Source organism: Burkholderiales bacterium, from assembly GCA_035560005.1.
GTDB lineage: Bacteria > Pseudomonadota > Gammaproteobacteria > Burkholderiales > Eutrophovitaceae > DASRFY01.
This window is the reverse complement of sequence record DATMAN010000031.1, coordinates 135,853-161,876: the sequence shown is the minus strand read 5'-3', so window position 1 is coordinate 161,876 and position 26,024 is coordinate 135,853. Positions and strand designations below refer to the sequence as shown.

Below are 26,024 nucleotides of genomic sequence, written 5' to 3'. Positions count from 1 at the left end.
CCGCCCGAAGTTCCAGGCAATCCACAGCTCCTCGGCGATCGGAGCGATGTAGAGCAGCAAGAAAAGCGGCACCATCGCCCACCACGCGCGCTTCCAGCGCCGCCTGAGCCAGGCGCCAAAGGCAACCAGCACCCAGGTGCCCACGAAATAGATCACCGCCAGCAGGACAACGCTAAAGAGGCCGATGGAGTAAAACCTCATGAGAGAGAGCTCCGTTCGGGTGGGCTTGGCTCGCTGTTGCGTCGATCGGCTTCAGGGCCCCTGCGCGCGGTCAGGCGTTGCCCGGACGCATCGATCCGCTGCCTCGTTCCGCCAAGCATCACGGCCGTTCACCCGCATCGAGGCGGATCTCCGCGGTTGCGCAAGATCCCGCCGGGGGCTCGTGCGCGATGAGCAGGATGGTGACTTGACCCGCGAATCGATTGACGGTCTCCCAGAATCCGCGGGCCGTCTCTTGATCCAGGTGGCTCGTCGCCTCGTCCAGGATCAGGATCCTGGGGCGCTTGAGCAGCGCGCGGGCGATGGCAAGGCGCTGCTTCTGGCCGCCGGACAGACCGGCGCCGTGCTCGCCGATCTCGGTCTGATAGCCCTGTGGCAGGGATTCGATCACTTCGTGGATCCCGGCCAGCTTGCAGGCCTGGATCACTTCCTCGAAGCCGGCGAGCGGATTGGCGAGGACCAGGTTGTCGTAGATCGTGCCCGAGAAGAGCACGGTCTCCTGCGGCACCACGCCGAAATAGCTCCTGAGTTCGTTGGCCGCGAGATGGCGGATGTCGTGGCCGTCGATGCGGATCGCGCCTTCGGTGGGCTGGTAGAAGCCCTGCAGGAGTTTCGCCAGCGTGCTCTTGCCGCAGCCCGAGGGACCCAGGATCGCGAGGCACTGGCCGGCTTCGACGACGAGGTTGAGGCCCCGATACAGATACGGCCGGTCTTCGCCATACCGGAACGAAAGGTTCTCGATCTCGATGCGTCCTTGCGCCTTGCGTTCGCGGGCCGGGACGATCGAATACGGCTCCGCCGGCGCGTCCATCACATCGCCCAGCCGTTTGACGGCAATGGCGGCCTGCTGGAATTCCTGCCAGAGATTCGCGATGCGCATGACCGGCTGGGACAGGCGGCTTGCGAACATCTGGAAGGCGACCAGCATGCCGATGGTGAAGCCGACGTTGTTCATCACGTACCAGGCGCCCACGCACAGCAGCGACACGTTCATGAGCTGCTCGAGCGCGGCAGCGGCGACGCTGAAGGTGTTGGAGAGCTGCCGGGTGCGAAAGCCGGCTTTGAGATACCCGGCCAGGTAATCGCCGAAGGTGCGCTTCAACTGTGGCTCCATCTGCAGCGACTTCACGGTCTCGATGCCGGAGATGTATTCGGTCAGGAACGCCTGGTTGCGTGCCGCGAGCAGGAACTGCTCGTTGAGCCGCGCACGCAACGCAGGCACCACTGCCAGGCTGATCGCCGCGATCGCAGCGAGGAAGCCGACAGCGAGCAGGGTGAGGAACCACGAGTACCAGAACATGATGACCAGGAACACCATCAGGAACGGCAGGTCGAGCACCAGCGCGATCGCCGCGCCGGTGACGAACTCGCGGATCGTCTCCACCGCATGCACGCGGGTGATGACGACCCCGGTGGGTCTTCGCTCGAAGTAGCGCGGCGGAAGCTTCAACAAGTGCTCGAAGACCTGACTGCCGAGCACGGCATCGACGCGGTTCCCGGTATGCAGGATCAGATATTGCCGCACCCAGGACAGCGCCGCGGAAAAGAGCAGGAACATCACCAGCGCGACGCCTACCACGGCAAGCGTGCTCATCGTGCGGTGGACCACGACCTTGTCGATGATGACCTGGGTGAACAAAGGCGTGGCGAGCGCGAGGACCTGGATGCAAAGTGAGGCGGTCAGGACGTCGCGCCAGATCTTGCGATGCTTGAGCAGCTCGGGGACGAACCAGCGCAAGCCGAATGCGGGCCGGGTCTGCGCGAGCGCATCCGCATCCCGGGGCCGCGGCTGGACCGCGTTCACGCGGATGAGCTGCCCGCTGAAGAGGCGCTCGAAGTCGGCGCGCGCCGCGAGCAGCGCGGCGCCGGAACTCGGCGCAAAGTACTGCACCCTCTGGCTGTCCAGCGCGGTGAGCAGGACCAAGCCCATTGTGGGTTGCGCAGTCGTGGTCTGCGCCGATGGACTTTGCTCGTTGCCGGCGACTATCGCCACGCAGGGCAAGTCGCTTCGCGATACGGCTGCGAGATTCCGGTGGAAAATGATGGCCTTGAGGCCCAGCGCGCGGCAGGCGGCGACGAGCGACTCGATGCAATACGGTGGCGGGAACTGCTGCAGCAGCAACTCCGCGTCGAATGGCCTGCGATGCAGTCGTGCGAGGCTGCCCAGCGCCCACACCAGGTCCGCGGCGCCGATGGGCACCCCGTGGTATCGATCCATGCCGCCCGCTTCCTCGCCTTCCGTTCTTCTTCTTGTTGTCGCCTCGAACGCTGGCGTACCCCACGGCGCCGCGTCCTCCCTTTGCCCCTCCGGGCTCCGTGCCCGGCCGGATCGCGGCAGTGCTGCCCGCGTACTGCGTATCCTTTGAGCAAACGCTAGTGCAATCCGTGGCGCAAGGCAAATCTATCAAAATGACAGATTCGAAAAATCGCGCCACAAATCATCGCGTTGCGCTTACAAGCTGACGGCAATGGCGAAGCACGCGAACGATGACAAACGCATTCAGACATGTTCGACGCATACGCGCTCAAGAGATGGGGCGCGTTCTTGCCAACGGCTCGGCTTTCGCCGACCCTACCGAGGATGCTTGCAGCGCGACGGCTTGGACCATGAAAACAAGGCCCGGATGCGCCCCCGTTCCCGAGAGGGAAGACGACTGATTCTGCCCTCTCGTTGCGGCGGCGTTGCGCGCCAAATGAGGAGGGTGGTCAGGTCAGGCAGACATGGCTGAGTCTCAGGAAAAGGAATCGCCCGCGCATGAAGCAAGCTCGCCGAGTGTCACGTCGGAGGGCGCGGGCATGGCGAGCCGGCGCACGACACTCGATCTGCGCACCGCGGTGCTGCTCACGCTTCCGCCGCTGTTCTGGGCCGGCAATGCGGTGGTCGGACGCGCGCTGGTGGGGTTGTTTCCGCCGCTGGCGCTCTCGTTCACGCGCTGGCTGATCGCGGCGGCGGTGCTTCTGCCCTGGGTCTGGCCGGCACTGTGGGCGCAGCGGCGCGCGCTCGTCGCGCACTGGAAGCTGGTCACTCTGGTCGGAGCACTCGGCATCGGCTGCTACAACACCTTCCAGTACCTCGCCCTGCAGACTTCGCCCGCGATCAACGTCACGCTGATCGCCGCCTCGATGCCGGTGTTCGTGCTGGCCACCGGCGCGCTCTTCTTCGGCGAGCCGGCGCGCGGCGGGCAGTGGGCCGGCGCCGCGCTGTCGCTCGCAGGTGTGGTGTGGGTGCTGGCGCGCGGCGAACCGGCGCGCCTGCTCGCTTTTCAGTTCGCGCCGGGCGATCTGATCATGCTCGCCGCCAACCTCACGTGGACGTTCTACACCTGGCTGCTGCGCACGCGCCGCCCGGACATCTCGCTCGGTCCGTTTCTGGCGGCGCAGATCGTGGTGGGCACGATCGCGATCGCGCCGCTCGCGGCGGCCGAGGCCGTGACGGGCTCGGTGCCGATCACCTGGAATGCGACGACGATCGGCGCACTGGCCTACGTGGGAATCTTTCCCTCGCTCGTGGCCTATTACGCCTGGGCGCGGGGGGTGGCGAGAGTCGGGGCGGTGCTGCCCATCTACTTCGCGAATCTCACGCCGATCTTCGCCGGGGCGTTGTCCACCCTGCTGCTGGGCGAGACGCCGCAGGTCTATCACGCGGTGGGGCTGGCGCTCATCGTCGCCGGCATCCATCTCGCGAGCCGGCAAAGGAGCCGCGGTGTCTAGCGCTTGTCATCGACGTGCGAGCCGTGCGCAAACAACCGGCATGAGCTCCCACCATGGCCGAGGCAGCGCGCACCGCCTCGAGCGCGTTGCGAGGTCAAACGTCGAGAAGTTGCGGCAGGAAAACACCTCGCCACGGCCGCCGGCCCGCCTGACGAGAAGTGAGGCAGCTCAGGCCAGCACGTAGCTCGTCTTGACCGCGGTGAAGAACTCCTGCGCGTAGCGACCCTGCTCGCGCGGGCCGTAGCTGGAACCCTTGCGTCCGCCGAACGGCACGTGGTAGTCGACGCCCGCGGTCGGCAGATTCACCATCACCATGCCGGCCTGGCTGTTCCTGCGGAAGTGCGCCGCATGCTTGAGCGAGGCAGTGCAGATGCCGGAAGAAAGGCCGAACGGTGTGTCGTTGGCGATGGCGAGCGCTTCCTCGTAGTCCCGGGCGGGAATGACGGTCGCGACCGGACCGAACACTTCCTCGCGGTTGATCCGCATCTTGTTGTCGGTGTCGATGAAGAGCGCGGGCTCCAGATAGAAGCCTTCGGTCTCGCGCTTGAGCAGGCTGCCGCCAAAGGCGAGCTTCGCGCCTTCCTTCCTGCCCTCCTCGATGTAGAAGAGGTCCTGGTTGAGCTGGTTCTTGTCCACCACCGGCCCGACTTCGGTACCCTGCTTCAACGCGTGGTCCACCTTCAAGGACTTGGTGCGCTCGATCATGGCGGCGACGAACTGGTCGTAGATGCCCTTGGTGACGATGAGCCGCGAAGACGCCGTGCAGCGCTGCCCCGTCTGGAAGAAGGCGCCGTTCACCGCGCATTCCACCGCGGTCTTCAGATCGGCGTCGTCCAGCACGACCAGCGGGTTCTTGCCGCCCATTTCGAGCTGGACCTTGGCCATGCGCGCCACGGCCTTCGCCGCCACCTTGCGGCCGGTGTCCACCGAGCCGGTGAAGGTGATGGCGTCCACCCGCGGGTCGTTGACCAGCGTCTCGCCAACCACGCTTCCGCGGCCCATCACGAAGTTGAACACGCCCTTGGGCACACCGGCGTTGGCGATGATCTGCGCGATGGCGTGTGCCATGCCGGGCACCAGATCGGCCGGCTTGAACACCACGCAGTTGCCGTAGGCGAGCGCGGGCGCGATCTTCCACGCGGGAATCGCGGCGGGGAAGTTCCACGGCGAGATGATGCCGACCACCCCCACCGGCTCGCGGGTGATCTCGACCTCGATGCCCGGGCGCACCGAGGGCAGCAGCTCGCCGGCGCGCCGCAGGACCTCGCCGGCGAAGAACTTGAAGATATTGCCGGCGCGCACGACCTCGCCGATGCCGTCGGCGAGCGGCTTGCCTTCCTCGCGCGAGAGCAGCTTGCCCAGCTCCTCACGGCGCGCGAGGATCTCCGAGCCGATCTTGTCCAGCAGATCGGCCCGGGACTGGGTGTTGAACACCGCCCAGCCAGGGAAGGCCGCGCGCGCCGCCTCGATGGCGGTCTCGGTCTGCTTCTGGTCGGCCTGCGCGTATTCGCCGAGCACATCGGAGACGTCCGACGGGTTGATGTCCCTGGACGCGGTGGCGCCGGCAACCCACTCGCCGGCGATGTAGTTCAGAAACCGGGTAGCCATTGGTGTCCTCTCTGGTCAAGGGCGCGATGCTAGCCAAGCGCAGAAGTCGACGTCAAATCAGCTTTTCTTCTTGCGGCGCAACTGGCGGAATGCGTCCAGCTCCCAGGGACGCATCGCGAGCAGCAGGGTGGAGGGCTTGCGCGCGCCAAGCGGCAAATTCTTCTCCTCCTCGTGCAGCTCCGCGAACTCGGCCGCCACCCGCCGCAGCCGGGCGATCATGCGTTCGCTGGCCGACTTGGAGAGCATGCCGTTGATGACCGCGATGTGCTCGTTGTCGCGGTCGAAGTTGGACCGGAAGTACTCGCGCTCGGCCCGCTCCAGGAAGTAGCGGCGGATCGGGCCATTGGGCAGCCAGGAAAAGGTGCGCGAGACCTTGAGCTTGATGCGGTTGTTGGGCAGCAGTTCGAGAAAGCGGATGCGGTCGAGCCTGACCAGCAACTGGATGCACTCGGTCTTGCTCACGTCGTAGATGTCCACGATCTGCTCCAGCGTCAAGTGGTTCAGCGCGCACACGGCCACCAAAAGCAGCTTCGGGTTGCCGACGATCTCCTTTTCCTGCTCCAGGGTCAGGCTGGAGATGTAGGTATTGGCGCTGTCCAGGTCGCGCACCAGGCTGGCCACTGTCACATCGGCCAGCTTGCACACCTCCTCGAAGCGGTCGAGCGAGAAATCGTTCTTGGAAAACATGCGCTTGACGGTCGCTTCCGACAGCTTGAGGGCCCGCGCGACCTGCGCGTAATTGAGTTTGCGGGCGCGCAAGACCTTCTTCAGCGCCTCGACGAGCGCTTCGGCCTGGGACACAGTCACCTCCGGGCTAGCGGCGAAAAGTAGCGGTATTTGATACCGGGAGGCGCGGCTGCATCAACACCTCTCGCCGCCGTTTACTGGCGCGGCGCGACTGCGCAAGGATGCGCACCAAGGCCGCCGCGGTGGCGGACCTACGGAACAGGGAGAAAACAAATGACGCAGACACTCGCTTCCGCCTTTCAGGCCGCCATCGACCGCATCGCACGCAATCGCCCCGCCCAGGTCGCCTCGCCCCGGGAAGACCTGCTGCTGAGCGCGCTGCATCGAAGCGCGACCGGGATGGATCAGATCGTGCGGCGGCGAATCGGATTGATTCCCGAAGAAGAAGAGGCTCTCGTGCCATAGCTACCCCTAGCGGCGGGGTCAAGGGAGGTGCAGTTGCCCCGCCTCTCTTAGGCCGGCATCCGAAAGGATGACCGGCCTATTTTTTTGCAGATCCGCCCCGGGGTTCCTGCGTGCCTTCACTCCCGGTTCGCGCCGCATTCTCCGAAAGCCCGCGGGCAGTTGGGCATCACGCCAGCACGTGAGAAAATTGCCGCTCACTCCTTTCAATACCGAACATGCAGCACCTGTCCTTGGGCGCGCGGCCGGCCGTGCAGGCGCTGCGCTCCTCGAAGATCCGCGAAGTGGCCAACGCCGGCATGGGCAAGGACGACGTCGTCGCGTTCTGGTTCGGCGAGCCGGACGAAGTGACGCCGGAGTTCATCCGGCAGGCCGCGATCGACTCGCTCGATGCCGGCGAGACCTTCTACACGCACAACCTCGGCATCCCGGCGCTGCGCGAGGCGATCGCCCGCTACCTCACGCGGTTGCACCGGCCGATTTCGGTCGAGCGCGTCGCGGTCACCAACTCGGGCATGTCGGCGCTGATGCTCGCCACCCAGGCACTGGTGGGACCCGGGGATCGCGTCGTCATCGTCACGCCGGTGTGGCCCAATCTGGTGGAGATCCCCAAGATCCTGGGGGCGGACGCAGCAACCTTTGCGCTCGACTTCTCCACGGCCGGCTGGACGCTGGATCTCGACCGGCTGCTGCGCGAGCTGACACCCCGCACCCGCGCCGTCTACATCAATTCTCCGAACAATCCCACCGGCTGGACCATCGACGAGCAGGCGCTCAGAGCGGTCCTGGAACATTGCCGCAGGCACGGTATCTGGATCCTGGCCGACGACGCTTACGAGCGCCTGTACTTCGGCAACGGCTCGGGCGTGGCGCCCTCGTTTCTCGATATCGCCGACCCGCAGGACCGGCTGGTCAGCACGAACACGTTCTCGAAATCCTGGTTGATGACGGGCTGGCGGCTGGGCTGGGTCGTGATGCCCGAGCCGCTGACGGCGAGCATCAGTACGCTGATCGAGTACAACACGTCGTGCGCGCCCGCGTTCGTGCAGCGCGCAGGTGTGGCCGCCATCGAACGGGGCGAGCAGGTGCCTCGCGACTTCAACGCGCGCCTGAGGCACGCGCGCGATTTCCTGTTCGCGCGCCTGCGCGAGCTGCCCGGCGTGCAAGCCCCCGCACCGGAAGGCGCCATGTATGCGTTCTTTCGCGTTTCGGGCGCCGCCGACAGCCTGGGCTTCTGCAAGCGCCTGGTCTGCGAAGCCGGCCTCGGGCTCGCGCCGGGCATCGCGTTCGGCGCGGAAGGGCAAGGTTTCGTGCGCTGGTGTTTTGCGGCGAGCGACGAGCGGCTGGAAGAGGGCGTCGCCCGGCTCCGGCGCGCGTTGCACCGCTAGTCAGGAAGCGGTGCTTCCGTGTCTGCGCCCCACGCCTTTCGCGGCATGCTCCTGCACTTCCTTGCCGATCCGGGCGAGGGCCACGATCCGCACGCCTACCGCTTCTTCGAGGACGGGCTGCTGGTGGTGGCAGACGGCCGGATACAGGCGGCCGGACCCGCCGCCGAGCTGTTGCCGGCGCTGCCCGCCGGCACCGCGGTTGCGGACTATCGTGCCCGGCTGATCGTCCCGGGGTTCGTCGACACGCACGTTCACTACCCGCAGGTCGACGTCATCGCCTCCTACGGCGCACAGCTTCTCGACTGGCTGGAGCGCTACACCCTGCCCGCAGAGCACAGATTCGGCGATCCGGCCCACGCCCGAGAAACCGCCGATTTCTTTCTCGAAGAGCTGCTGCGCAACGGCACCACCACCGCACTCGTCTTCGCGACCGTACATGTCGCGTCGGTAGAGGCGCTGTTCGAGCGCGCGCTTGCGCGCAATCTGCGGCTGATCTCCGGCAAGGTGCTGATGGACCGCAACTGTCCGGAACCGTTGCGCGACACCCCCGAAAGCGGCTACCGCGACTCCGCGGCACTGATCGAGAAGTGGCACGGGTGCGGGCGCCTTCGCTATGCGGTGTCGCCCCGCTTCGCCGGAATGTGCTCTGAGGCGCAGCTCGAGCTGGCCGGCCAGCTCGCCGCCGAACATCCCGACGTGCACATCCAGAGCCATCTCGCGGAAAGCGTGCGCGAAGTCCAGTGGGTGCGCACACTGTTCCCGAAGAGCCGAAGCTACCTCGACGTCTACGATCGCTTCGGGCTGGTGCGCGAGCGTGCGGTGTATGCCCACTGCATCCATCTCGACGAGCAGGACCGCCGGCGCATGGCTGAGGCACGGGCCGCCGCCGCTGTCTGCCCGACCTCGAATCTTTTCCTGGGCAGCGGGCTGTTCGATTTCGACGCCGCCATGCGCGCCGGAATGCGAATGGGCTTCGGTACGGATGTGGGCGCCGGCACGAGCTTCGGCCTCCTGCGCACGATGCACGAGGGCTACAAGGTCGCGCAGCTTCGCGGGCAGCGCCTTTCACCGTGGCAGGCGTTCTACCTGGCCACGCTGGGCGGTGCGCGGGCACTGGCACTGGACGAGTACATCGGGAATTTCGCTCCCGGGAAGGAAGCCGACTTCGTGGTGTTGCGCCTGGACTCCACCCCGCTCATGATGCGCCGCGTGCGTGCCGCCGAAACGCTCCAGGAGAAGCTGTTCGCCCTGATGATGCTCGGAGACGAGCGCAACGTCGAAGCCACATACGTGATGGGTGAGCCCGTGCGCCTGCGCGGCTGATACCGCAAGCGCGCACGCCGCCCGGAGTCGGGCACCGCGAAGCGGCTTCGCGGAGTCCTCGTGTCGGCTGTCCGTTTCGCTCCTTGCGCGTAGAATTTCGCGCCGTGAAAGTCACCGTCATTCCCGTCACGCCATTCCAGCAGAACTGCTCGCTGCTGCTCTGCGAGGAAACCGGTACGGCCGCCGTGGTCGACCCCGGCGGAGATCTCGATCGCATCGTGGGCGCCTTGGAGAAAGCCGGGGCGAGGCTCGAGAAGATTCTTCTCACCCACGGGCACATCGACCATTGCGGTGGTACGGCGCAGTTGAAGGCGCGCTTCGAAGTGCCGGTGGAGGGCCCCCACGAGGACGACCAGTTCTGGATCGACCGGCTGCCCGAGCAGGGACGCATGTTCGGTTTCCCCCGGCTGGAGAAGTTCGTTCCCGATCGGTATCTGCACGACGGCGAGAGCGTCCGGTTCGGCAACGTCACGCTGGAGGTGCGCCATTGCCCGGGACACACGCCGGGCCACGTGGTGTTCTTCCATCCGCAGAGCCGCCTCGCCCTGGTGGGAGACGTACTGTTCCGCGGTTCGATCGGCCGCACCGACTTCCCGCGCGGCGATTACGACACGTTGATCCGCTCCATCACGACGCAGTTGTGGGCGCTCGGCGAGGACGTGACCTTCGTGCCTGGACACGGTCCGCTGTCAACGATCGGGGCCGAGCGCAGAACCAACCCCTTCGTCGCCGACCGCGTGCGCACTCCATGAATTTCCGGCGTGCGCGCGACGACGATTGGCCTGCCGTAATCGCACTGCAGGACGCCAATCTGGCATGGAAGCTCGAGGAGGAAGACAAGCGCGACGGCTACCTGTCCGCGCAGTTCTCCCCGGAACAATTTGGCGAGATGAACGCCGGCGGCGCAGTCGCGGTGGCGGAGGCAAACGGTGTACTGACGGGCTATGCCTGCTGCGCGCCGCGGTCATTTGGCGCGGACATACCGACTCTGCAGGCGATGAGGCAGCAGTTCCAGAAGTTGTCGTATCTCGGCAAGCCCCTCGACAACGCAACATGCTGCATCTACGGACCGGTCTGCGTGGCGCGCGCGTTTCGCGGCAAGGGTATCCTGCGCGGGCTGATCGGGCAGCTCAAGGAAGAGATCCGGGGGCGTTTCGAAGTGGCTGCCTGCTTCATCGGCAAGTCCAACACGCGCTCGTTCTCGGCGCACGTGGACGGCCTGGGGATGAGCCTGGTCGGCGACTTCCGGTTCGAGGGGAGAGCGTACTGGATCGTCGCCTTTGGCGTGCCGCCGGCGGCGACTTCCTGTATCTTTCGCTAACGCGGCATCGAAAGAGGGACCCGACGCAAAGGCATGTCTGCGCCGGGCCTTTCCCGGCTTGCTTCCGAACCTTCAGCCGCGCTTCTGGAAGATGCGTTCGAGGTGCTCCATGTCGTTGACCACGCGCCACTCGGCGGCGCCGGCGGCGCGGGCGCGCCGCTCCCACCACTCCAGCCGGCTGATGTAGCGGCGCGGATCGACGTTGTCGGTCTCGAGCTTGGTCACGTTGAGCGCGATGACGCGGATTCCATCCAGCTTGATCGGAAAGTCGCGCACGGTCTTGTAGTCGAGCTCCTCCTGCATGTCGGAGAAGACGATGATGGTCTTGCGACCGGCGCCGGTCTCGTTGAGAAACTCGGCCGCCTGGATGATGCCGCCGGTGATGTCAGTGTACCTGCTGCCGCGGGCGTTCTGGGCGTTTCTGGTAAAGGCCGCGACCTGTTCGCTGAACATGCGCTTTTGCTGGTTGGCCTGCAGCGGATCGGTGTTGAGGCTCACCTTGGCGACAATGTCTTTCTCGCTGAAGCTGCGGCTCTTCACGCGCCCCACCGCCAACGTATCGCCGGGATTCAGGGTGCCCAGCAGATAATTGATCAGGCGCTGGGCCTTGCCGACCTCCGCCGCATAGGTTCCCGAGGTGTCGACCAGGACGAAGACCGCATGGTTGTGATTCGCCTTCGGCCCGCAGGCCGACAGTACGAGCGCCACCGCCAGAATCCACGGGCGGGCGCTCATATCAGCTCCTCGCTACCGGAGGCGCGCTTGCCGAAGCCGGAAATGGCGCGCATCTTGTTGCGCCGCGCGCTGGTCTCGCGCATGGCGTTGACCCAGCGCTCGATGGCGAGCGGCGCAAAGATCACCACGTCGTAGAGGGTGACGGCCAGCTTTCCGCCTTCGCGCGCCAGATTAGCACCGAGGCGCAGGGCAAAGGCACCCGAACGCATGAGCAGCACGAGACCCGTGCCGAGCACGATGCGGCCGGAATTCACGAAGTATTCGAGCGGGATGGCGACGAAGGCCAGCGCGAACGGCAGCGTGAAGCCCAGGATCATCTGCCCGAAGGTGGGGATCCGCCCGACCCAGCCGTTTTCGGCCGCAGCCGCGGCGCCCGTCCCCAGGCTCTGCTTCAGCGCCACGTCGGCAGAGACGATCAGGTCGCGCATGACTGCGAGGGCCACTTCCACGCCGGCCAGCACCAGAAGGATGGCGAGCGACGCCCACATCAGCCGGCGGCGCATCTTTTCGGTGATGTTGCCCAGCGGAAAGAGGCTGGTGAAGCGCAGCGTCTCCATCAGGAACAGGCCCATCAGCGTCTCGAACAGAATGATCACCAGCGCGGCGATCTCCGAGGCGCGCAGGGTTTCGGTAATGTAGTCACCGCCGCCTACCATCGCCGACATCGGCAGCGCGATCAGCTTGAAGTTCACGTACGCGCCGCCGAACGCCACCAGCATGACCAGGCCGGCGATGAAGAACTGCGTCGTCGCGGAAGTCGTCAGGAAGTGCTCGGCCTGTTCACGGCGTGCAAAGATGTTCTCCAGCTTGGAAACATTGGAATCGATCTTTGTGGCGCTGTCGTGCAGACTGGTGATGTTGCGCTCCACCTGGGTAAGCGTCTGACTGACCGAGCGCCAGAAGGGCAGAAAGCCCTTCAGGATATGGTGGCGTTCCTGGTAGGCGCCGCGATATTCCGCCACGACCTTCTGGTAGATCTCGTCGATCGAGTCGCGGATGTCGGACAGGATGCGCTCGACCACCCCGTCTCCGGTCGCCTTGATCTTGGCGATGGCTTCGATGGCCTTCACCCACTCCGGCGGTGGTGGCGGCACTTCGGCGCTTCTCTTGTAGTCTTCCTCGATGCGCGTGATCTGGTCCATCAGCCTGCGCTGCAGCGCCGGATAGCCTTCCAGATCCCGCTGCACCAGCGTGGTCACCCGCTCGAACTCGCGCTCGATGGCGAGCTTCACCTCGCGTCCGCCGTGGGCGAACAGCACCTCGCGGTTGCGGTTGCGCAGACGCAGCGCGGTTTCCGAGAGCCAGCGCGCGCCCAGTCGCAACGGATTGCAAAGCGCCCGCGCGAAACGCCGGATCAGCGTGTGCACCGGATCGCGTGCGACATACAGGAACGGCATGGCCAGCACCAGCAGCACGAGCAGCGATGGCAGCGGGCGCTCAGGCCAGATCAACAGCGATTCCCAGAAGCCCATGGTTCCTCCCTCGAGGGATGTGTCCCGCGTTCAGCGCGGACGGCGAACGCCGGGTCGAATCAAGACAAAACGTGCAACCCGCGGGCCAGAAAGGGGCGCTGCACCGCAGCGCGGCCGCGTTCGCCGGTACTGGCGCTACGTCGCTGTTATTGCGGGCTAATCGCTGCGCGCGGAAAGCAAGAGGCCGCTATGATCGGCAGTGACGATGTCGTTGCGAGACGACTGGGCTGCCGCAATTGGGACCACGGACTTGTCGGCGAGCCGCAACGGTGATTTCATCGCGCCTGAGCCAGGAGGACTGCTGCATGCTTTTCGATCCTACTCATTCCGGCGGCAGCCGCGCGCGCAACGTGCTCGGTGGCCCGCTGCAGACTTGCAGTGCAAGGCCGCTGACCGGATTTTTCCGCAATGGATGCTGCGACACCGATCAGCGGGATTTGGGCTTGCACGTGGTGTGCGCGCAGATGACCCGGGAGTTTCTCGACTTTTCCGTGCAGCGCGGCAACGATCTGGTCACACCGGTGCCGGAATTCGAGTTTCCCGGTCTCAAGGCCGGAGACCGCTGGTGCCTGTGCGCCACGCGCTGGAAGGAGGCGCTGCAAGCCGGAAAGGCTCCACCGGTGGTTCTGGCGGCCACGCATGAAGCCGCGCTGGCCGTGGTGTCTCTGGAAGACCTCAAAAGACACGCCCTCGACCTGCAATAGCCGGGCGGCCCGACCGATCCCGAATGCGCGCGGATTAACCCGCCTGAACCGTCACGGCTGCGCCGCTGTCCGCCGCCCCCTCACGCCGCGAGATGCGCGCGGTTGGGGAAAGCGCTTCAGTGCCGCCAGGTAGAGGTCCACGTACCACTCGGCGTCCTTGGCCAGCGGAAACAGCTCCGGCTTGAGCAGCCAGTTGTAGAGCAGGCCATCGATGAACGCCATGAGGGCAATGGTGGCCCTGCGCGCGTCCACGTGCCTTGGCAACTGTCCGCGGCGCACGGCATTACGAAACGCGCGCTGAAACATCTCCATCCCTTCGGCCCTGCACTCCATCTGCCTGCCGACCAGCTGGCCGATGTCCTCGTCGATCTCGCACTTGAAGAAGGCGATCTCGAGCACGCGCCGGACCTGAGGGTCCAGAGCAGTTTTGCGCAAGACGTAGACGCAAGCGGCGCGTACCCTCTGCAGCGGGTCCTCGGCCGTTTCGTCGCCGGCGGCGCGCACCATTTCCTCCATGGGCAGCGCCACCCGCTCGATCATCGCTTGAAAAAGATCGGCTTTGTTCTTGAAATGCCAGTAAATTGCACCCCGCGTGCAGCCCGCCGTCTCGGCAATGTCGTTGAGCGAGGTGCGCGACACGCCTTTCTCGCTGAACACCCGCTCCGCGGTGTCGAGAATCTGGCTGCGCGTGGCCTGCGCTTCCTCCTTCGTCCTTCTCACTGTCTCCCTCGCGCATAGAGCAAGATGATACTTTACATACATTCCTGCATGTATGTAAACTCCGCCGCCTGTCTCGTCCGCATTCACCCGCCGGCACTGCCGGAAACAAATGCGTAACAAAGGAGCTCCGAAATGAACGCCCTGCTCGTCGCCCAGCGCAGCCTGGTGGCCGCGCTCGCCGCTGCCGTGGTCGCCTGCAACCAGCCATCGGCGCAGCCACAGTCCGCTCCTCCGCCACCCGAGGTCAACGTCGTGGAGGTGCAACCGCGCGACCTGCCGGCCACCTATGAATACGTCGGGCAGATTGCGGGAATCCGCGAGGTCGAAGTGCGGCCACGCGTGTCGGGCATTCTCGAGAAGTGGAACTACACCGAGGGGACACGGGTCTCCGCAGGCCAGAGCCTGTTCACCATCGACTCCGAACCGTATCGCGCCGCCCTGGCGCGAGCCGAAGCGCAACTGGCCAGCGCGGAAGCGGCCGCGGCACAGGCCAGCCGTGACGCCGCGCGCCTGAAACCGTTGTGGGAAGCCAAGGCGGTCAGCCAGAAGGACTACGACGACGCGGTCTCGGCCGAACAGATCGCGGCTGCCAACGTCAAGGCCGCGCAGGCAGCGGTGACCGAGGCGCGGTTGAACCTTTCCTATACCCGCGTGGCAGCACCGATCAGCGGCATCTCGGGACGCGCGCTGCAGTCCGAAGGCAGCCTCGTACAAGCGCAGCAGACGCTGCTCACCACCATCACCCAGATCGATCCGATCTGGGTGATCTTCAGCTTCACGGAGGCGGAGCACCTGAAGTTCACGCGCGCCGTGGCCGAGGGACGCCTGGTTCTGCCCAAAGACGGGAAGTTCGACGTCAAGGTCAAGCTCGCCGACGACAGCGCGTATCCGCGCACGGGCAAGGTCGATTTCACCGACGTGCGCGTGGACTCCGGCACCGGGACCATCGAGGCGCGGGCGGTCCTGCCCAACCCACAGCAACTGCTGCGCCCGGGGCAGTTCGTGCGCGTGCAGCTCTCCGGAGCGACGCGCCCACAGGCGATCGCGGTTCCGCAACGCGCCGTGCTGGAGGGGCCAGGGCACAAGATCGTGCTCACCGTCAACGCCCAGGGCATCGTCGAGCCGCGCCCGGTGCAAGTCGGCGATTGGCAGGGCGAGGACTGGATCATTCTGGGCGGCCTGCAATCCGGCGACCGGGTAATCGTCGACGGCATGGTCAAGGCGCGTCCAGGCTCTCCGGTGCGCATCGCGCAGCCCGCTGCGCCGCCTCCCGCGCAGCCGGCAGCGCCGCAGCCGAAGAAGCCGGAAGGCGCGAAAACCGCGGATGCCGGCCCGGCATGGCGCGCCAATTGAGGGAGACGCGCCGCGATGTTTTCACGTTTTTTCATCGACCGCCCGATCTTCGCGGCGGTGCTCTCGATCTTCATGGTGCTCGCGGGGCTGGCCGCCATCCGCGTGCTCCCGATCGCCCAATATCCCGAGATCGCGCCGCCGGTAGTGACCGTGCGCGCGATCTATCCGGGCGCTTCCGCGGAAGTGCTCGAGCAGACCGTCGCCGCGCCGCTTGAAAACCAGATCAACGGCGTGGAGGACATGCTTTACATGTCCTCCAATTCCGGTTCCAACGGCATGGTCGAGATCAACGTCACTTTCGAGATCGGGACCGACATCGACCAGGCCACCGTCAACGTCAACAACCGGGTCAAGCAGGCCGAAGCGCGCCTGCCCCAGGAAGTGCGCCGGCAGGGCGTCACGGTCGAAAAGAACTCGACCTCTTTCCTGCAGGTGCTGGCGTTCAACTCGCCGGACGGGCGCTTCGACGACCTGTACGTCTCGAATTACGTGACGCTGAACGTGCTCGACACGATCAAGCGCATCCCTGGCACCACCAATGTCCAGATCTTCGGCGCCAAGGACTACGCCATGCGCATCTGGTTGCGGCCCGATCGCATGTCGCAACTGAAGGTGACGACGGCGGACCTGCTGCAGGCGCTGAACGAGCAGAACGCGCAATTCGCCGCCGGCAAGGTGGGCCAGTCGCCCAACAACGGCTCCCAGGAACTCGTCTACACGATCACCACCAGGGGACGGCTCGCCGATCCCAGGGAGTTCGAGGAAATCATCATCCGCTCCAGCCAGGACGGCTCGGCGCTGCGCCTGAAGGACGTGGCGCGCGTGGAGCTGGCCGCCAAGGACTACGACTTCATCGGGCGGGTCAACGGCAAGGAGTCGGCGCTGCTCGGCATCTTCCTGCAACCGGGCGCCAATGCGCTCGACGTCGCCAAGGAAGTCGAGCGCACCGTGCAGGACCTGTCCCGGCGTTTCCCGCCAGGACTCGAATACCAGATCGTCTACGACACCACCGACTTCGTCGAGGTGTCGATCCGCGAGGTGGTGAAGACGCTGCTGGAGGCGATGGCGCTGGTATTCCTCGTGGTGTACCTCTTTCTGCAGAACTGGCGCGCGACGCTGATTCCGTTCGCCGCCGTGCCGGTATCGCTGATCGGGACCTTCGCCGGGCTGTTCGTCCTCGGCTATTCGATCAACACGCTCACGCTGTTCGGCATGGTGCTGGCGATCGGCATCGTGGTCGACGACGCCATCGTGGTGCTGGAGAACGTCGAGCGCATCATGCACGAGGAGCGTCTCGAAGCGCGCGAGGCTGCGATCAAGGCGATGCGTGAAGTCAGCGGCCCGGTCATCGCGATCGTGCTGACCCTGTGCGCGGTGTTTATCCCGATCGCCTTCCTCGGCGGGCTGACCGGAGAGCTCTACCGGCAGTTCGCCGTCACCATCTCGATCGCCGTGGTCCTGTCGGGCATCATCGCGCTCACGCTCACCCCCAGCCTGTGCGTGCTGATCCTCAAGCGCGAGCACAAGGCCCCCGGGCGCTTCTTCCGCTGGTTCAACGACTGGTTCCATCGGGTCACGCACCGCTATACCGACGGCGCAGCCTGGATGATCCGGCGCGGCGCGATCGGGGTGGCGCTGTTCGCCGGCATGGTGGCGATCACCGCCGGGCTCTGGCGCTTCACCCCGGGCAGCCTGGTGCCGGACGAGGACCAGGGGTACTACATCGGCGCGGTGTTCCTGCCTGACGGCGCCACGCTCGAGCGCACCGACAGGGTGGTCGGCGAAGTGCTCAAGGCGATCCAGTCCAACCCCGCCAACGAGTACGCTGTGGCGTTCACCGGCCTGGACTTCATCGGCGGGGGTTTCCGCAACAACGCGGCGACGATCTTCGTGACGCAGAAGCACTGGGATGAGCGCCCGGGCATCGATACCCGGATGCTGGTCGGCGACTACTTCGTGAAGACCGCGCACATCAAGGAAGGTCTGGTGCTCGCCTTCGCGCCGCCACCGATCTTCGGGCTGGGCAACGCCGGGGGCTTCGAGTTCTACATCCAGAACCGCGGCGAAGGCGGCCCGCAGGCGCTCGCGCAGGCGATGGGTCAGTTCCTCGCGGCGGCCAACAAGGATCCGATGCTGGCCGGCGTGCAGACGCTGTGGCGCTCCAACGTTCCGCAGTTGCGCGTGGACGTGGACCGCGAAAAGGCCAAGGCGCTGGGCGTGCCGATCAACGACGTCTACGACACGCTGGCCGCGACGCTGGGCTCATTCTACGTGAACGACTTCAACCGCTTCGGCCGCACCTGGCAGGTGCTGATGTCGGCGGAGCCGCAGTACCGCAGCAGCCCGGACTCCATCGGCGAGCTCTACGTGCGTTCCAATACCGGACAGATGGTGCCGGTCAAGGCGCTGGCGAAGGTGAGCTACACCTCGGGGCCGGATTCGCTCGACCGCTTCAACAACCTGCCCGCGGTCAAGCTGCTCGGACAGGGCGCTCCGGGCGTGTCTTCCGGGCAGGCGATCGAGGTCGTTGAACGAATCGCGGATGAGGTGCTGCCGCCCGACTTCAGCTATGACTGGGGCGGTGCCTCCTTCCAAGAGAAGAAGTCGAGCGGCACCTCGGCACTCGCGCTGGGGCTGGCGGTGATCATGGTGTTCCTCATCCTGGCCGCGCAGTACGAGCGCTGGTCGCTGCCGCTGTCGGTGATGATGGCACTGCCCTTCGGCACCTTCGGCGCGCTTGCCGCGGTGTGGATCCGCGGGCTCACCAACGACGTGTATTTCCAGATCGGGCTGGTCACCCTGCTCGGCCTGGCGGCGAAAAACGCCATCCTGATCGTCGAGTACGCGCTGCTCAAGAACGAAGAGGGGCTGTCGCCTTCGGCGGCGGCGATCGAGGCGGCGCGGCTGCGCTTCCGCCCGATACTGATGACTTCGCTCGCCTTCATCCTGGGCGTTGCGCCCCTGGCGTTCTCGTCCGGCGCCGGCGCCGGCGCGCGCATCGCGGTCGGCACCGGTGTCATGGGCGGAATGCTGGCCGCCACCTTCCTGGCGATCTTCTTCGTGCCGCTGTTCTTCAAGCTGATTACCGACCGGCATCTCACCGAGACACGCTCGACTGCGCAGATCCGCACCGAGATCGAGCAGCACAAGAGCGCCGCGGCGAACGTGGTGAACGTGCCGCACCATCCGCCCGGACACCTGGAGCCTCGCCATGCTTGAAAGGATGATCGCACTGGGCGCGATTGCGGCGCTCGCCGGCTGCATGACTGTCGGGCCGGACTACAAGCGCCCGAGTATCGACACACCCAAGCAGTGGCCGGTCGCGAGCGTATCCGAGCCGGTGTCGTCCCACTGGTGGAAGAGCTACGGCGATCCGGTGCTCGATGAGATGGTCGAGGAGGCGCTCGTCCACAATCTGGACCTGCGCCTTGCGATCGCCCGCGTATCCGAGGCCCGCGCCCAGCTCGGCGCTGCGCGCGCCGACCGGTATCCCGGCGTGTCAGCCGCAGCCGCAGCCTCGCGCAACCGTGCCAGCGAAGACAGCGCGCTCGGCGCACCGCCGGGCAGCGATCCGACTTTCAGCGACTACACGGCCTCGCTCAATGTCTCCTACGAGATCGACTTCTGGGGCAAGTACCGCCGTGCGACCGAGGCCGCGCGTGCCGAACTGCTCTCCGCGCGGCACAACCGCGATGCGGTGCGGATCGCCCTGATCGGCGAGGTGGTGAAGGGCTATTTCAACCTGCGAGCGCTCGACGCGCAGGTGGAAGTGACGCGACGCACCATCTCCACCCGGCTCGCCTCCACTGCCCTGCAGCGGCTGCGCTTCCAGTCCGGCGTGGCCTCGGAGTTCGATCTGCGCCAGGTGGAGGCGCAGGCCGCGCAGGCGCAAGCGCTGCTGCCAAGGCTCGAGCAGCAGGTCGCAGTCCAGGAGAACGCGTTGTCGGTTCTGCTCGGCCGCAGCCCGCGCGCCATCGTCGAGCAGCCGATGGACCGCGGCGCCGCCATCGACGTGCTGGCCATGCCGCCTTCCGTGCCCGCAGGATTGCCTTCCGATCTGCTGGAGCGCCGCCCCGACCTGCAGCAGGCCGAGCAGAGCCTGGTCGCCGCCAACGCGCGCATCGGTCAGGCCAGGGCCGCCTACTATCCGTCGATCTCGCTCACCGGCCTGTTCGGCGGCGAAAGCGAATCGCTCGGCAACCTCTTCAAGTCGTCCGCCCGCGTGTGGCTGTTCTCGGCGGCCGCCGCACAGACCGTGTTCGACGCGGGACGCACGGCTTCCCGGGTCGAAGCGGCACAGGCGCGCGAGCAGCAGGCGCTCGCCCGATACCAGTCGGCGATTCAGAACGCGTTCCGCGAAACCCTCGATGCCCTCGTCGCCCAGCGCAAGGCGCGCGAGGCTCTGGAGGCGCAGCAGGCGCGGGTGACCGCGCTGCAGAGCGCGCTGAAACTGGCGCAGTTGCGCTATGACAACGGTGTGTCCAGTCTGCTCGAGGTGCTGGATGCCGAGCGCGGCTTGCTCGACGCGCAGCTCAATCGCATCGACGCGCAGCGCGTCCGGCTCGCCGCCACCACCGACTTGTTCAAGGCGCTCGGCGGCGGCTGGGATCCCGCGCGGCCCGACCAGACGGCGAGTGCCCCAGGCCGCGCGAACTAGAAGGAATCAAAGGCACCAGACCCTCCCGGAACCATGAACGGATTTCCTGTCTCGCGAGGCGACAGAGGCGAAGAACCCTTGTTGCGCCTGTTTGCCGGTTCAAAGCCGACTTTCTCCCCTTGTGTCTTGCGGTGAACGGCGAGCTTCGGCCCTCAGGCGACGTCGAGCACGAAGTCGAAGCGCCCCATCTTGCCGGCGTCCGCTTCGGTCAGCATCATCAGTAACGCGGGCTTGAAGAGGAAGTCGTTCTCGTTGGCCGGGTTGTTCGGGAAGTAGAGTTGTGTGGTGAGGAGCGGACCGTGTTTGGCTTGCACCTTGACATGGATGTGCCGCGTACGCCCCGGATATTCTCCCGGGAAGATCGTCTCCAGCCGATAGCGTCCCGCCTCGTCTGTGAACTGATGGCCGCGCAGGCGATAGCCGGCATTGTCGTAGCGCCCCGCGGTATCGCAATGCCAGAAGTCGAGCACCGCGCCCGCCAGCGGCTTGCAGCTCTTCGACATCACGTATCCGCTCAACACGAGCTTCGCGCCGGTAACGCCCGGATCGAGCAGCGAGGTGCGCATCGGTGAGCGGGGCTTGAAGAACGGCCCCTCGTAGTCCCGTGGTGTGGGGTCCTCCCCGCACATCGGCGTGACCGGCAGCTCGGCGGCCTGGCTCCAGGCCACCCGCAGGCCGGGCAGAAGCAGTGCCGGCATCGCCAATCCGGCGGTCAACAGGTTGCGACGGGTGGGGCTGGTCGGATCGGGTTTCATCGATTCACCTCCTCTGGTCCTGAGAACCGGATGCGCGCACCCGGTTCCGCATCTTCACCTATATATACGCCGTTCCCTCGACCCGACCAAGCCAATCCGCGGCAGGCGAGCGCAGCGCGGCGTGCGGATGTGATATACAGCCATCGGCGCGAGGCAGGGCAGGTGGCGGCCCCGCCTTCGTGGCGCGGGCGGGGCATTCGTGGCGCTCATCGCAAACCGAGCCGAGCACCCGCTGCGCGAAGGCAAGCGGCGCGGCAAGTTGAAACAATGAACCGAGACTACATCCTGGAGACACGCGGACTGACCAAGGAGTTCAAGGGGTTCGTCGCCGTGAGCGATGTCGCGCTGAAGGTACGCCGCGGCAGCATCCACGCCCTGATCGGGCCCAACGGCGCCGGCAAGACCACGGTATTCAATCTGCTCACGCGCTTCCTTCCCGTCACGCGCGGCAACATCTGGTTCAAGGGCGAGGACATCACGAGGGAACGGCCGGCGCAGATCGCCCGCAAAGGCATCGGCCGTTCGTTCCAGATCTCCTCGACCTTTCCCCACATGACCGTGCTGGAGAACGTGCGCGTGGCCCTGCAGCGCAAGCTCCGCAACTCCTTCCATTTCTGGGCCTCGGCCAAGAGCCTCGCCGTGCTCGACGGCCGCGCGCGCGAGTTGCTGGCGGCGGTGGAACTGGCCGATCACGCCGAGGTGCACGCGGTCGAGCTGCCCTACGGCAGAAAGCGCGCGCTCGAGCTGGCCACTACGCTGGCGATGGAACCGGAGCTGCTGCTGCTCGACGAGCCCACCCAGGGCATGGCGCACGAGGATGTGGGCCGGGTGGTGGCGTTGATCCGCCGCGTCGCGGCCCACCGCACGGTGCTCATGGTCGAGCACAACCTGAGCGTGGTCGAGGACCTGTGCGACACCATCACCGTGCTCGCACGCGGCAGCGTGCTCGCCGAGGGCAATTACACCGAAGTGTCCCGCAACCCGCAGGTGCTGGAAGCCTATGTCGGCAACGTCGATACCTGACGGCGCGCTGCTGGAAGTCACCGGGCTGCACGCCTGGTACGGCGAGTCGCACATTCTGCACGGCATGCAGTTCGGGGTGCACAGCGGCGAGATCGTCACCCTGCTGGGGCGCAACGGCGCCGGGCGCACCACCACGCTGCGCGCCCTGCTCGGCCTGGTCGACCGGCGTAAGGGGTCGGTACGGCTCGAGGGGCGGGAGTTGATCGGCCTGCCACCGTATCGCATCGCGCGCCTGGGGATCGGCTACTGCCCGGAAGAGCGCGGCATCTTCGCGAGCCTGAGCGCCGAGGAGAACCTGATGCTGCCGCCCATGCTCGGTGCACGCGGGATGAGCGTGGAAGAGATCTACGACCTGTTTCCCAACCTGCGCGAGCGGCGTGCCAGCCCCGGCAGCCGGCTCTCCGGCGGAGAGCAGCAGATGCTCGCGCTGGCGCGCATCCTGCGCTCCGGCGCGCCGCTGCTGCTGCTCGACGAGATCACCGAAGGTCTGGCGCCGGTGATCGTCAAGATGCTCGGCAGCGCCATCTACCGGCTGCGCCAGAGGGGCTATACCATCGTGATGGCCGAGCAGAACTTCCGCTTCGCCGCGCCGCTCGCCGACCGGCACTACGTGGTCGAGCGCGGGCGCGTGGTGGAAACGGTGGACAAGAACGAACTGGACGCACGCATGAACATGCTGCACGAATATCTCGGCGTGTAGCCAACTTCGGGCGCGCCGCGGCCTCGTGGCTGCGCCCAATACGACGGAGGAGCAGACGATGTACACGAAATGCCTGGCGGCGATCGCGATCGCGGCAATGACGGCCTGCGGCCCTGCATGGGCGCAGAAACTCTCGGGGAACGGCGTGCGCATCGGCGTACTGACCGACATGTCCGGCCTTTACTCCGACATCGGCGGGCAGGGATCGGTCACCGCGGCGCGGATGGCGATCGACGACTTCGGCGGGAAGATCTTCGGCAGGCCGATCGAACTGGTGGCCGCCGATCACCAGAACAAGGCCGACATCGGCGCGCAGAAGGCGCGCGAGTGGATCGACCGCGCAGGTGTGGACATGATCACCGACGCACTGAATTCGGCGGTCGCGCTGGCGACCGCCAAGGTGGTGGCCGAGAAAAAGAAGGTGCTGATCGATACCGGCGCGGCCTCCACCCGCCTCACCAACGAGGAATGCACGCCCTACACCATCCATCACACCTACGACACCTACGCGCTGGCCAACGGCACCGGAAACGCGGTCGTCAGGCAAGGCGGCGACACGTGGTTCTTTCTGACCGCCGACTATGCCTTCGGCCACTCGCTGGAGAAGGATACCGCGGACATGGTCAGGGCCGCAGGGGGAAAGGTGCTCGGCGCGGTGCGCCATCCGCTCTCGGCCGCCGATTTTTCCTCGTTCCTGCTCCAGGCCCAGGGCTCCAAGGCCAAGATCGTCGGGCTCGCCAATGCGGGGGGCGACACGATCAATTCCATCAAGGCCGCCAACGAGTTCGGACTGACCAGAACGCAGACGCTCGCCGGCCTGCTCGTGTTCATCACCGACATCCACAGCCTGGGCCTGCAGGCGACGCAGGGCATGTACGTCACGGAAGCCTGGTACTGGGATTTGAACGAAGAGACGCGAAAGTGGAGCAAGCGCTACTTCGACAAGATGAAGAAGATGCCCACGATGAATCAGGCCGGCGTCTACTCGGCGGTAACGATGTTTCTGAACGCGGTGAAGGCCACCGGTACCGACGATGCCGAGGCGGTCATGGCCTGGCTGCGCAAGAACACCCACAGCGACATGTTTGGCAAGAACATGAAGCTGCGCGAGGACGGGCGCTTGCTCCACGACATGTACCTGTTCCAGGTGAAGAAGCCGCAGGAATCGAAAGGTCCGTGGGACTACTACCACCTGCGTCAGGTGATTCCGGCGGACAAGGCCTTCCAGCCGCTGTCGTTGTCACGCTGCCCGCTGGTGAAGAAGTGATCGCCGCCTAGCAGCCGCCTCGGTCGCGCCCGTGGAGATCTTCGGCAAGCCGCTGCCCATGCTGCTCGGCCAGCTTCTGCTCGGCCTGGTGAACGGTTCGTTCTACGCCATCCTGAGCCTCGGCCTGGCCGTGATCTTCGGGATGCTCAACATCATCAACTTCGCCCATGGGGCGCTGTACATGATGGGAGCGTTCCTCGCCTGGATCGGGCTCACGTACTTCGGCGTCGGCTACTGGTGGGCCTTGTTACTGGCCCCGCTCACCGTCGGGGTGCTGGGCATCGTGATCGAGCGCGCGCTGTTGCAGTGGCTCTACAAGCTCGATCACCTCTACGGGCTGCTGCTTACCTTCGGCGTGGCTTTGATCATCGAAGGCATGTTCCGCTACTTCTACGGCGTGTCCGGCCAACCCTATCCGGTTCCCGAGCTGTTGAGCGGTGCCAGCGATCTCGGGTTCATGATCCTGCCCAACTACCGCGCTTGGGTCGTGGTCGCCTCGCTGGTGGTGTGTCTCGCCACCTGGTTTTTCATCGAGCGCACGCGGCTGGGCGCTTACCTGCGCGCCGGCACCGAGAATCCGAAGCTCACCCAGGCGTTCGGCATCAACGTGCCCCTCATGGTCACGCTCACCTACGGCTTCGGCGTGGCGCTGGCCGCCTTCGCCGGCGTGCTGGCCGCCCCCGTGATCCAGGTCAGCCCGCTGATGGGCTCCAACCTCATCATCGTGGTGTTCGCCGTGGTGGTGATCGGCGGGATGGGCTCCATCCTGGGCTCGATCTTCACCGGCCTGGGCCTGGGCGTGATCGAAGGCTTCACCAAGGTCTTCTATCCCGAGGCATCCAACACCGTGGTCTTCGTCATCATGGCGATCGTGCTCCTGCTGCGGCCGGCCGGTCTGTTCGGGCGCGAGAAATGAACCGCACGGTCCCGGTCTACGGCGCGCTGTTCGCCCTGCTGCTCGCGGCACCGTTCGCTGTCTACCCGATGCTCCTCATGCAGATGTTGTGCTTCGCGCTGTTTGCCTGCGCGTTCAACCTGTTGCTGGGATTCACCGGTCTGCTGTCGTTCGGCCACGCGGCCTTCTTCGGCGCCGGCGCGTACACGGCGGGCTACGTGCTGCTGCACCTGGGCGTCACCCCCGAGATCGGGTTGTTCGCCGGCACGGCGGCCGCCACCGCGCTCGGCGCGGTGTTCGGCGCGCTTGCCATCCGGCGGCAGGGGATCTACTTCGCGATGATCACGCTGGCGCTGGCGCAGATGGTCTACTTCTTCTGCCTGCAGGCTCCCTTCACCGGCGGAGAGGACGGCTTGCAGGGCGTGCCACGCGGCAGACTGTTCGGGATGCTGGACCTGCAACCGGAGCCGGATCAGCCGGCGTATGCTCTGTATTACACCGTGCTCGCGATCTTCGGTCTGGGATTCTGGCTCATCCACCGCGCCGTGCACTCGCCATTCGGCCAGGTATTGAAGGCGATTCGCGAGAACGAACCGCGCACGCTCTCGCTCGGTTACGAGGTCGACCGCTACAAGCTGCTGGCCTTTACGCTGTCCTCGGGCTTGTCTGGACTGGCAGGGGCGACCAAGACCCTGGTGCTGGGGTTCGCCACGCTCACCGACGTGCACTGGCAGACTTCCGGCGAAATCGTGCTGATGACCCTGGTGGGCGGGGTCGGTACCTTGCTCGGGCCGGTGATCGGCGCGGGAGCGATCGTGACGTTGCAGCACGAACTGGCTGATCGCGTGGGTCCGTGGGTCACCGTCATCATGGGAGCGATCTTCGTCGTGTGCGTGCTGCTCTTCCGGCGCGGCATCGTCGGCGAGGTCGCCGCGCGCCTGCGCCCCGCCAAGGGCGAAGCCGGCGGCAACGGCTAGAGACGGTCCTCAAGCAGTACCATGGAGCCGCAACCCGTGTGTGCTGT

Annotated in this window: 23 protein-coding genes; 15 read left to right on the top strand and 8 right to left on the bottom strand. The window is 65.9% G+C overall.

From position 1 onward, the window contains the following. Nucleotides 1-201: hypothetical protein (locus VNM24_04710; GenBank protein HWQ37905.1), on the bottom strand; the 201-nt coding region annotated here is incomplete at its 3' end. Between the two features lie 118 nt (nt 202-319). Continuing rightward, the gene (locus VNM24_04705) at nt 320-2,437 is read right to left on the bottom strand and encodes a peptidase domain-containing ABC transporter (protein HWQ37904.1); all 2,118 of its coding nucleotides are present in this window, start codon (nt 2,435-2,437) and stop codon (nt 320-322) included. A 503-nt stretch (nt 2,438-2,940) separates the two neighbouring features. Here VNM24_04705 and VNM24_04700 point away from each other — a divergent pair. After that, nucleotides 2,941-3,930, top strand: coding sequence for a DMT family transporter (locus VNM24_04700; GenBank protein ID HWQ37903.1), 990 nt, complete (start codon nt 2,941-2,943; stop codon nt 3,928-3,930). 168 nt (nt 3,931-4,098) lie between these two features. Here VNM24_04700 and VNM24_04695 read toward each other — a convergent pair whose 3' ends face one another. Then, nucleotides 4,099-5,538, bottom strand: coding sequence for an aldehyde dehydrogenase family protein (locus VNM24_04695; GenBank protein HWQ37902.1), 1,440 nt, complete (start codon nt 5,536-5,538; stop codon nt 4,099-4,101). 57 nt (nt 5,539-5,595) lie between these two features. Further along, entirely contained in the window at nt 5,596-6,339 is a 744-nt protein-coding gene (locus tag VNM24_04690) for a helix-turn-helix transcriptional regulator (protein ID HWQ37901.1), read from the bottom strand. A gap of 159 nt (nt 6,340-6,498) precedes the next feature. Here VNM24_04690 and VNM24_04685 point away from each other — a divergent pair, with 159 nt between their 5' ends. From VNM24_04685 to VNM24_04665, 5 genes are all read left to right on the top strand, one after another. Then, the gene (locus VNM24_04685) at nt 6,499-6,690 is read left to right on the top strand and encodes a hypothetical protein (GenBank protein ID HWQ37900.1); all 192 of its coding nucleotides are present in this window, start codon (nt 6,499-6,501) and stop codon (nt 6,688-6,690) included. Between the two features lie 215 nt (nt 6,691-6,905). Continuing rightward, nucleotides 6,906-8,075, top strand: a complete 1,170-nt coding sequence (locus VNM24_04680; GenBank protein ID HWQ37899.1) for a pyridoxal phosphate-dependent aminotransferase — start codon at nt 6,906-6,908, stop codon at nt 8,073-8,075. A gap of 18 nt (nt 8,076-8,093) precedes the next feature. Next, nucleotides 8,094-9,398 (top strand): guanine deaminase, encoded by a 1,305-nt coding sequence (guaD, locus tag VNM24_04675; GenBank protein ID HWQ37898.1) that lies wholly within the window; start codon nt 8,094-8,096, stop codon nt 9,396-9,398. Between the two features lie 104 nt (nt 9,399-9,502). Next, nucleotides 9,503-10,150: an MBL fold metallo-hydrolase gene (locus VNM24_04670; protein HWQ37897.1), complete on the top strand. Its 648-nt coding sequence runs from the start codon at nt 9,503-9,505 to the stop codon at nt 10,148-10,150. Next, nucleotides 10,147-10,719: a GNAT family N-acetyltransferase gene (locus tag VNM24_04665; protein HWQ37896.1), complete on the top strand. Its 573-nt coding sequence runs from the start codon at nt 10,147-10,149 to the stop codon at nt 10,717-10,719. Before VNM24_04670 ends, VNM24_04665 begins: the two co-directional genes overlap by 4 nt. Before the next feature lie 72 nt (nt 10,720-10,791). On the opposite strand, the gene VNM24_04660 is transcribed toward VNM24_04665, so the two are convergent. Continuing rightward, nucleotides 10,792-11,454, bottom strand: coding sequence for a VWA domain-containing protein (locus VNM24_04660; GenBank protein ID HWQ37895.1), 663 nt, complete (start codon nt 11,452-11,454; stop codon nt 10,792-10,794). Next, nucleotides 11,451-12,926, bottom strand: a complete 1,476-nt coding sequence (locus tag VNM24_04655) for a hypothetical protein (protein ID HWQ37894.1) — start codon at nt 12,924-12,926, stop codon at nt 11,451-11,453. Before VNM24_04655 ends, VNM24_04660 begins: the two co-directional genes overlap by 4 nt. Nucleotides 12,927-13,231: 305 nt before the next feature. Here VNM24_04655 and VNM24_04650 point away from each other — a divergent pair, with 305 nt between their 5' ends. Then, the gene (locus VNM24_04650; protein ID HWQ37893.1) at nt 13,232-13,630 is read left to right on the top strand and encodes a DUF2237 domain-containing protein; all 399 of its coding nucleotides are present in this window, start codon (nt 13,232-13,234) and stop codon (nt 13,628-13,630) included. Nucleotides 13,631-13,681: 51 nt separating this feature from the next. Here VNM24_04650 and VNM24_04645 read toward each other — a convergent pair whose 3' ends face one another. After that, nucleotides 13,682-14,350, bottom strand: a complete 669-nt coding sequence (locus VNM24_04645; protein ID HWQ37892.1) for a TetR family transcriptional regulator — start codon at nt 14,348-14,350, stop codon at nt 13,682-13,684. Between the two features lie 132 nt (nt 14,351-14,482). On the opposite strand from VNM24_04645, the gene VNM24_04640 reads away from it, so the two are divergent. Genes VNM24_04640 through VNM24_04630 form a run of 3 tightly spaced genes read left to right on the top strand, consistent with a single transcriptional unit; the run spans nt 14,483 to nt 20,360 of the window. Beyond that, nucleotides 14,483-15,703, top strand: coding sequence for an efflux RND transporter periplasmic adaptor subunit (locus VNM24_04640; GenBank protein HWQ37891.1), 1,221 nt, complete (start codon nt 14,483-14,485; stop codon nt 15,701-15,703). Nucleotides 15,704-15,718: 15 nt separating this feature from the next. Beyond that, on the top strand, nt 15,719-18,922 hold the full coding sequence (locus VNM24_04635; GenBank protein HWQ37890.1) for an efflux RND transporter permease subunit: 3,204 nt from the start codon (nt 15,719-15,721) through the stop codon (nt 18,920-18,922). Next, on the top strand, nt 18,915-20,360 hold the full coding sequence (locus tag VNM24_04630; protein ID HWQ37889.1) for an efflux transporter outer membrane subunit: 1,446 nt from the start codon (nt 18,915-18,917) through the stop codon (nt 20,358-20,360). Before VNM24_04635 ends, VNM24_04630 begins: the two co-directional genes overlap by 8 nt. A 152-nt stretch (nt 20,361-20,512) precedes the next feature. On the opposite strand, the gene VNM24_04625 is transcribed toward VNM24_04630, so the two are convergent. Next, nucleotides 20,513-21,115, bottom strand: a complete 603-nt coding sequence (locus VNM24_04625) for an intradiol ring-cleavage dioxygenase (protein HWQ37888.1) — start codon at nt 21,113-21,115, stop codon at nt 20,513-20,515. A 267-nt stretch (nt 21,116-21,382) separates the two neighbouring features. Here VNM24_04625 and VNM24_04620 point away from each other — a divergent pair, with 267 nt between their 5' ends. The 5 genes from VNM24_04620 to VNM24_04600 are packed head-to-tail and all read left to right on the top strand — an operon-like array spanning nt 21,383 to nt 25,977. Then, nucleotides 21,383-22,138 (top strand): ABC transporter ATP-binding protein, encoded by a 756-nt coding sequence (locus VNM24_04620; protein HWQ37887.1) that lies wholly within the window; start codon nt 21,383-21,385, stop codon nt 22,136-22,138. Beyond that, nucleotides 22,116-22,838 (top strand): ABC transporter ATP-binding protein, encoded by a 723-nt coding sequence (locus VNM24_04615; protein HWQ37886.1) that lies wholly within the window; start codon nt 22,116-22,118, stop codon nt 22,836-22,838. Before VNM24_04620 ends, VNM24_04615 begins: the two co-directional genes overlap by 23 nt. Before the next feature lie 58 nt (nt 22,839-22,896). Beyond that, a complete protein-coding gene (locus VNM24_04610) occupies nt 22,897-24,105 on the top strand; it encodes an ABC transporter substrate-binding protein (GenBank protein HWQ37885.1) in 1,209 nt (402 codons plus the stop codon). 31 nt (nt 24,106-24,136) lie between these two features. Then, nucleotides 24,137-25,021 carry a branched-chain amino acid ABC transporter permease gene (locus VNM24_04605; GenBank protein ID HWQ37884.1) on the top strand — a complete coding sequence of 295 codons (885 nt, stop codon included), beginning with the start codon at nt 24,137-24,139 and terminating at the stop codon, nt 25,019-25,021. Continuing rightward, entirely contained in the window at nt 25,018-25,977 is a 960-nt protein-coding gene (locus VNM24_04600) for a branched-chain amino acid ABC transporter permease (protein HWQ37883.1), read from the top strand. Before VNM24_04605 ends, VNM24_04600 begins: the two co-directional genes overlap by 4 nt. Nucleotides 25,978-26,024: the final 47 nt, after the last annotated feature.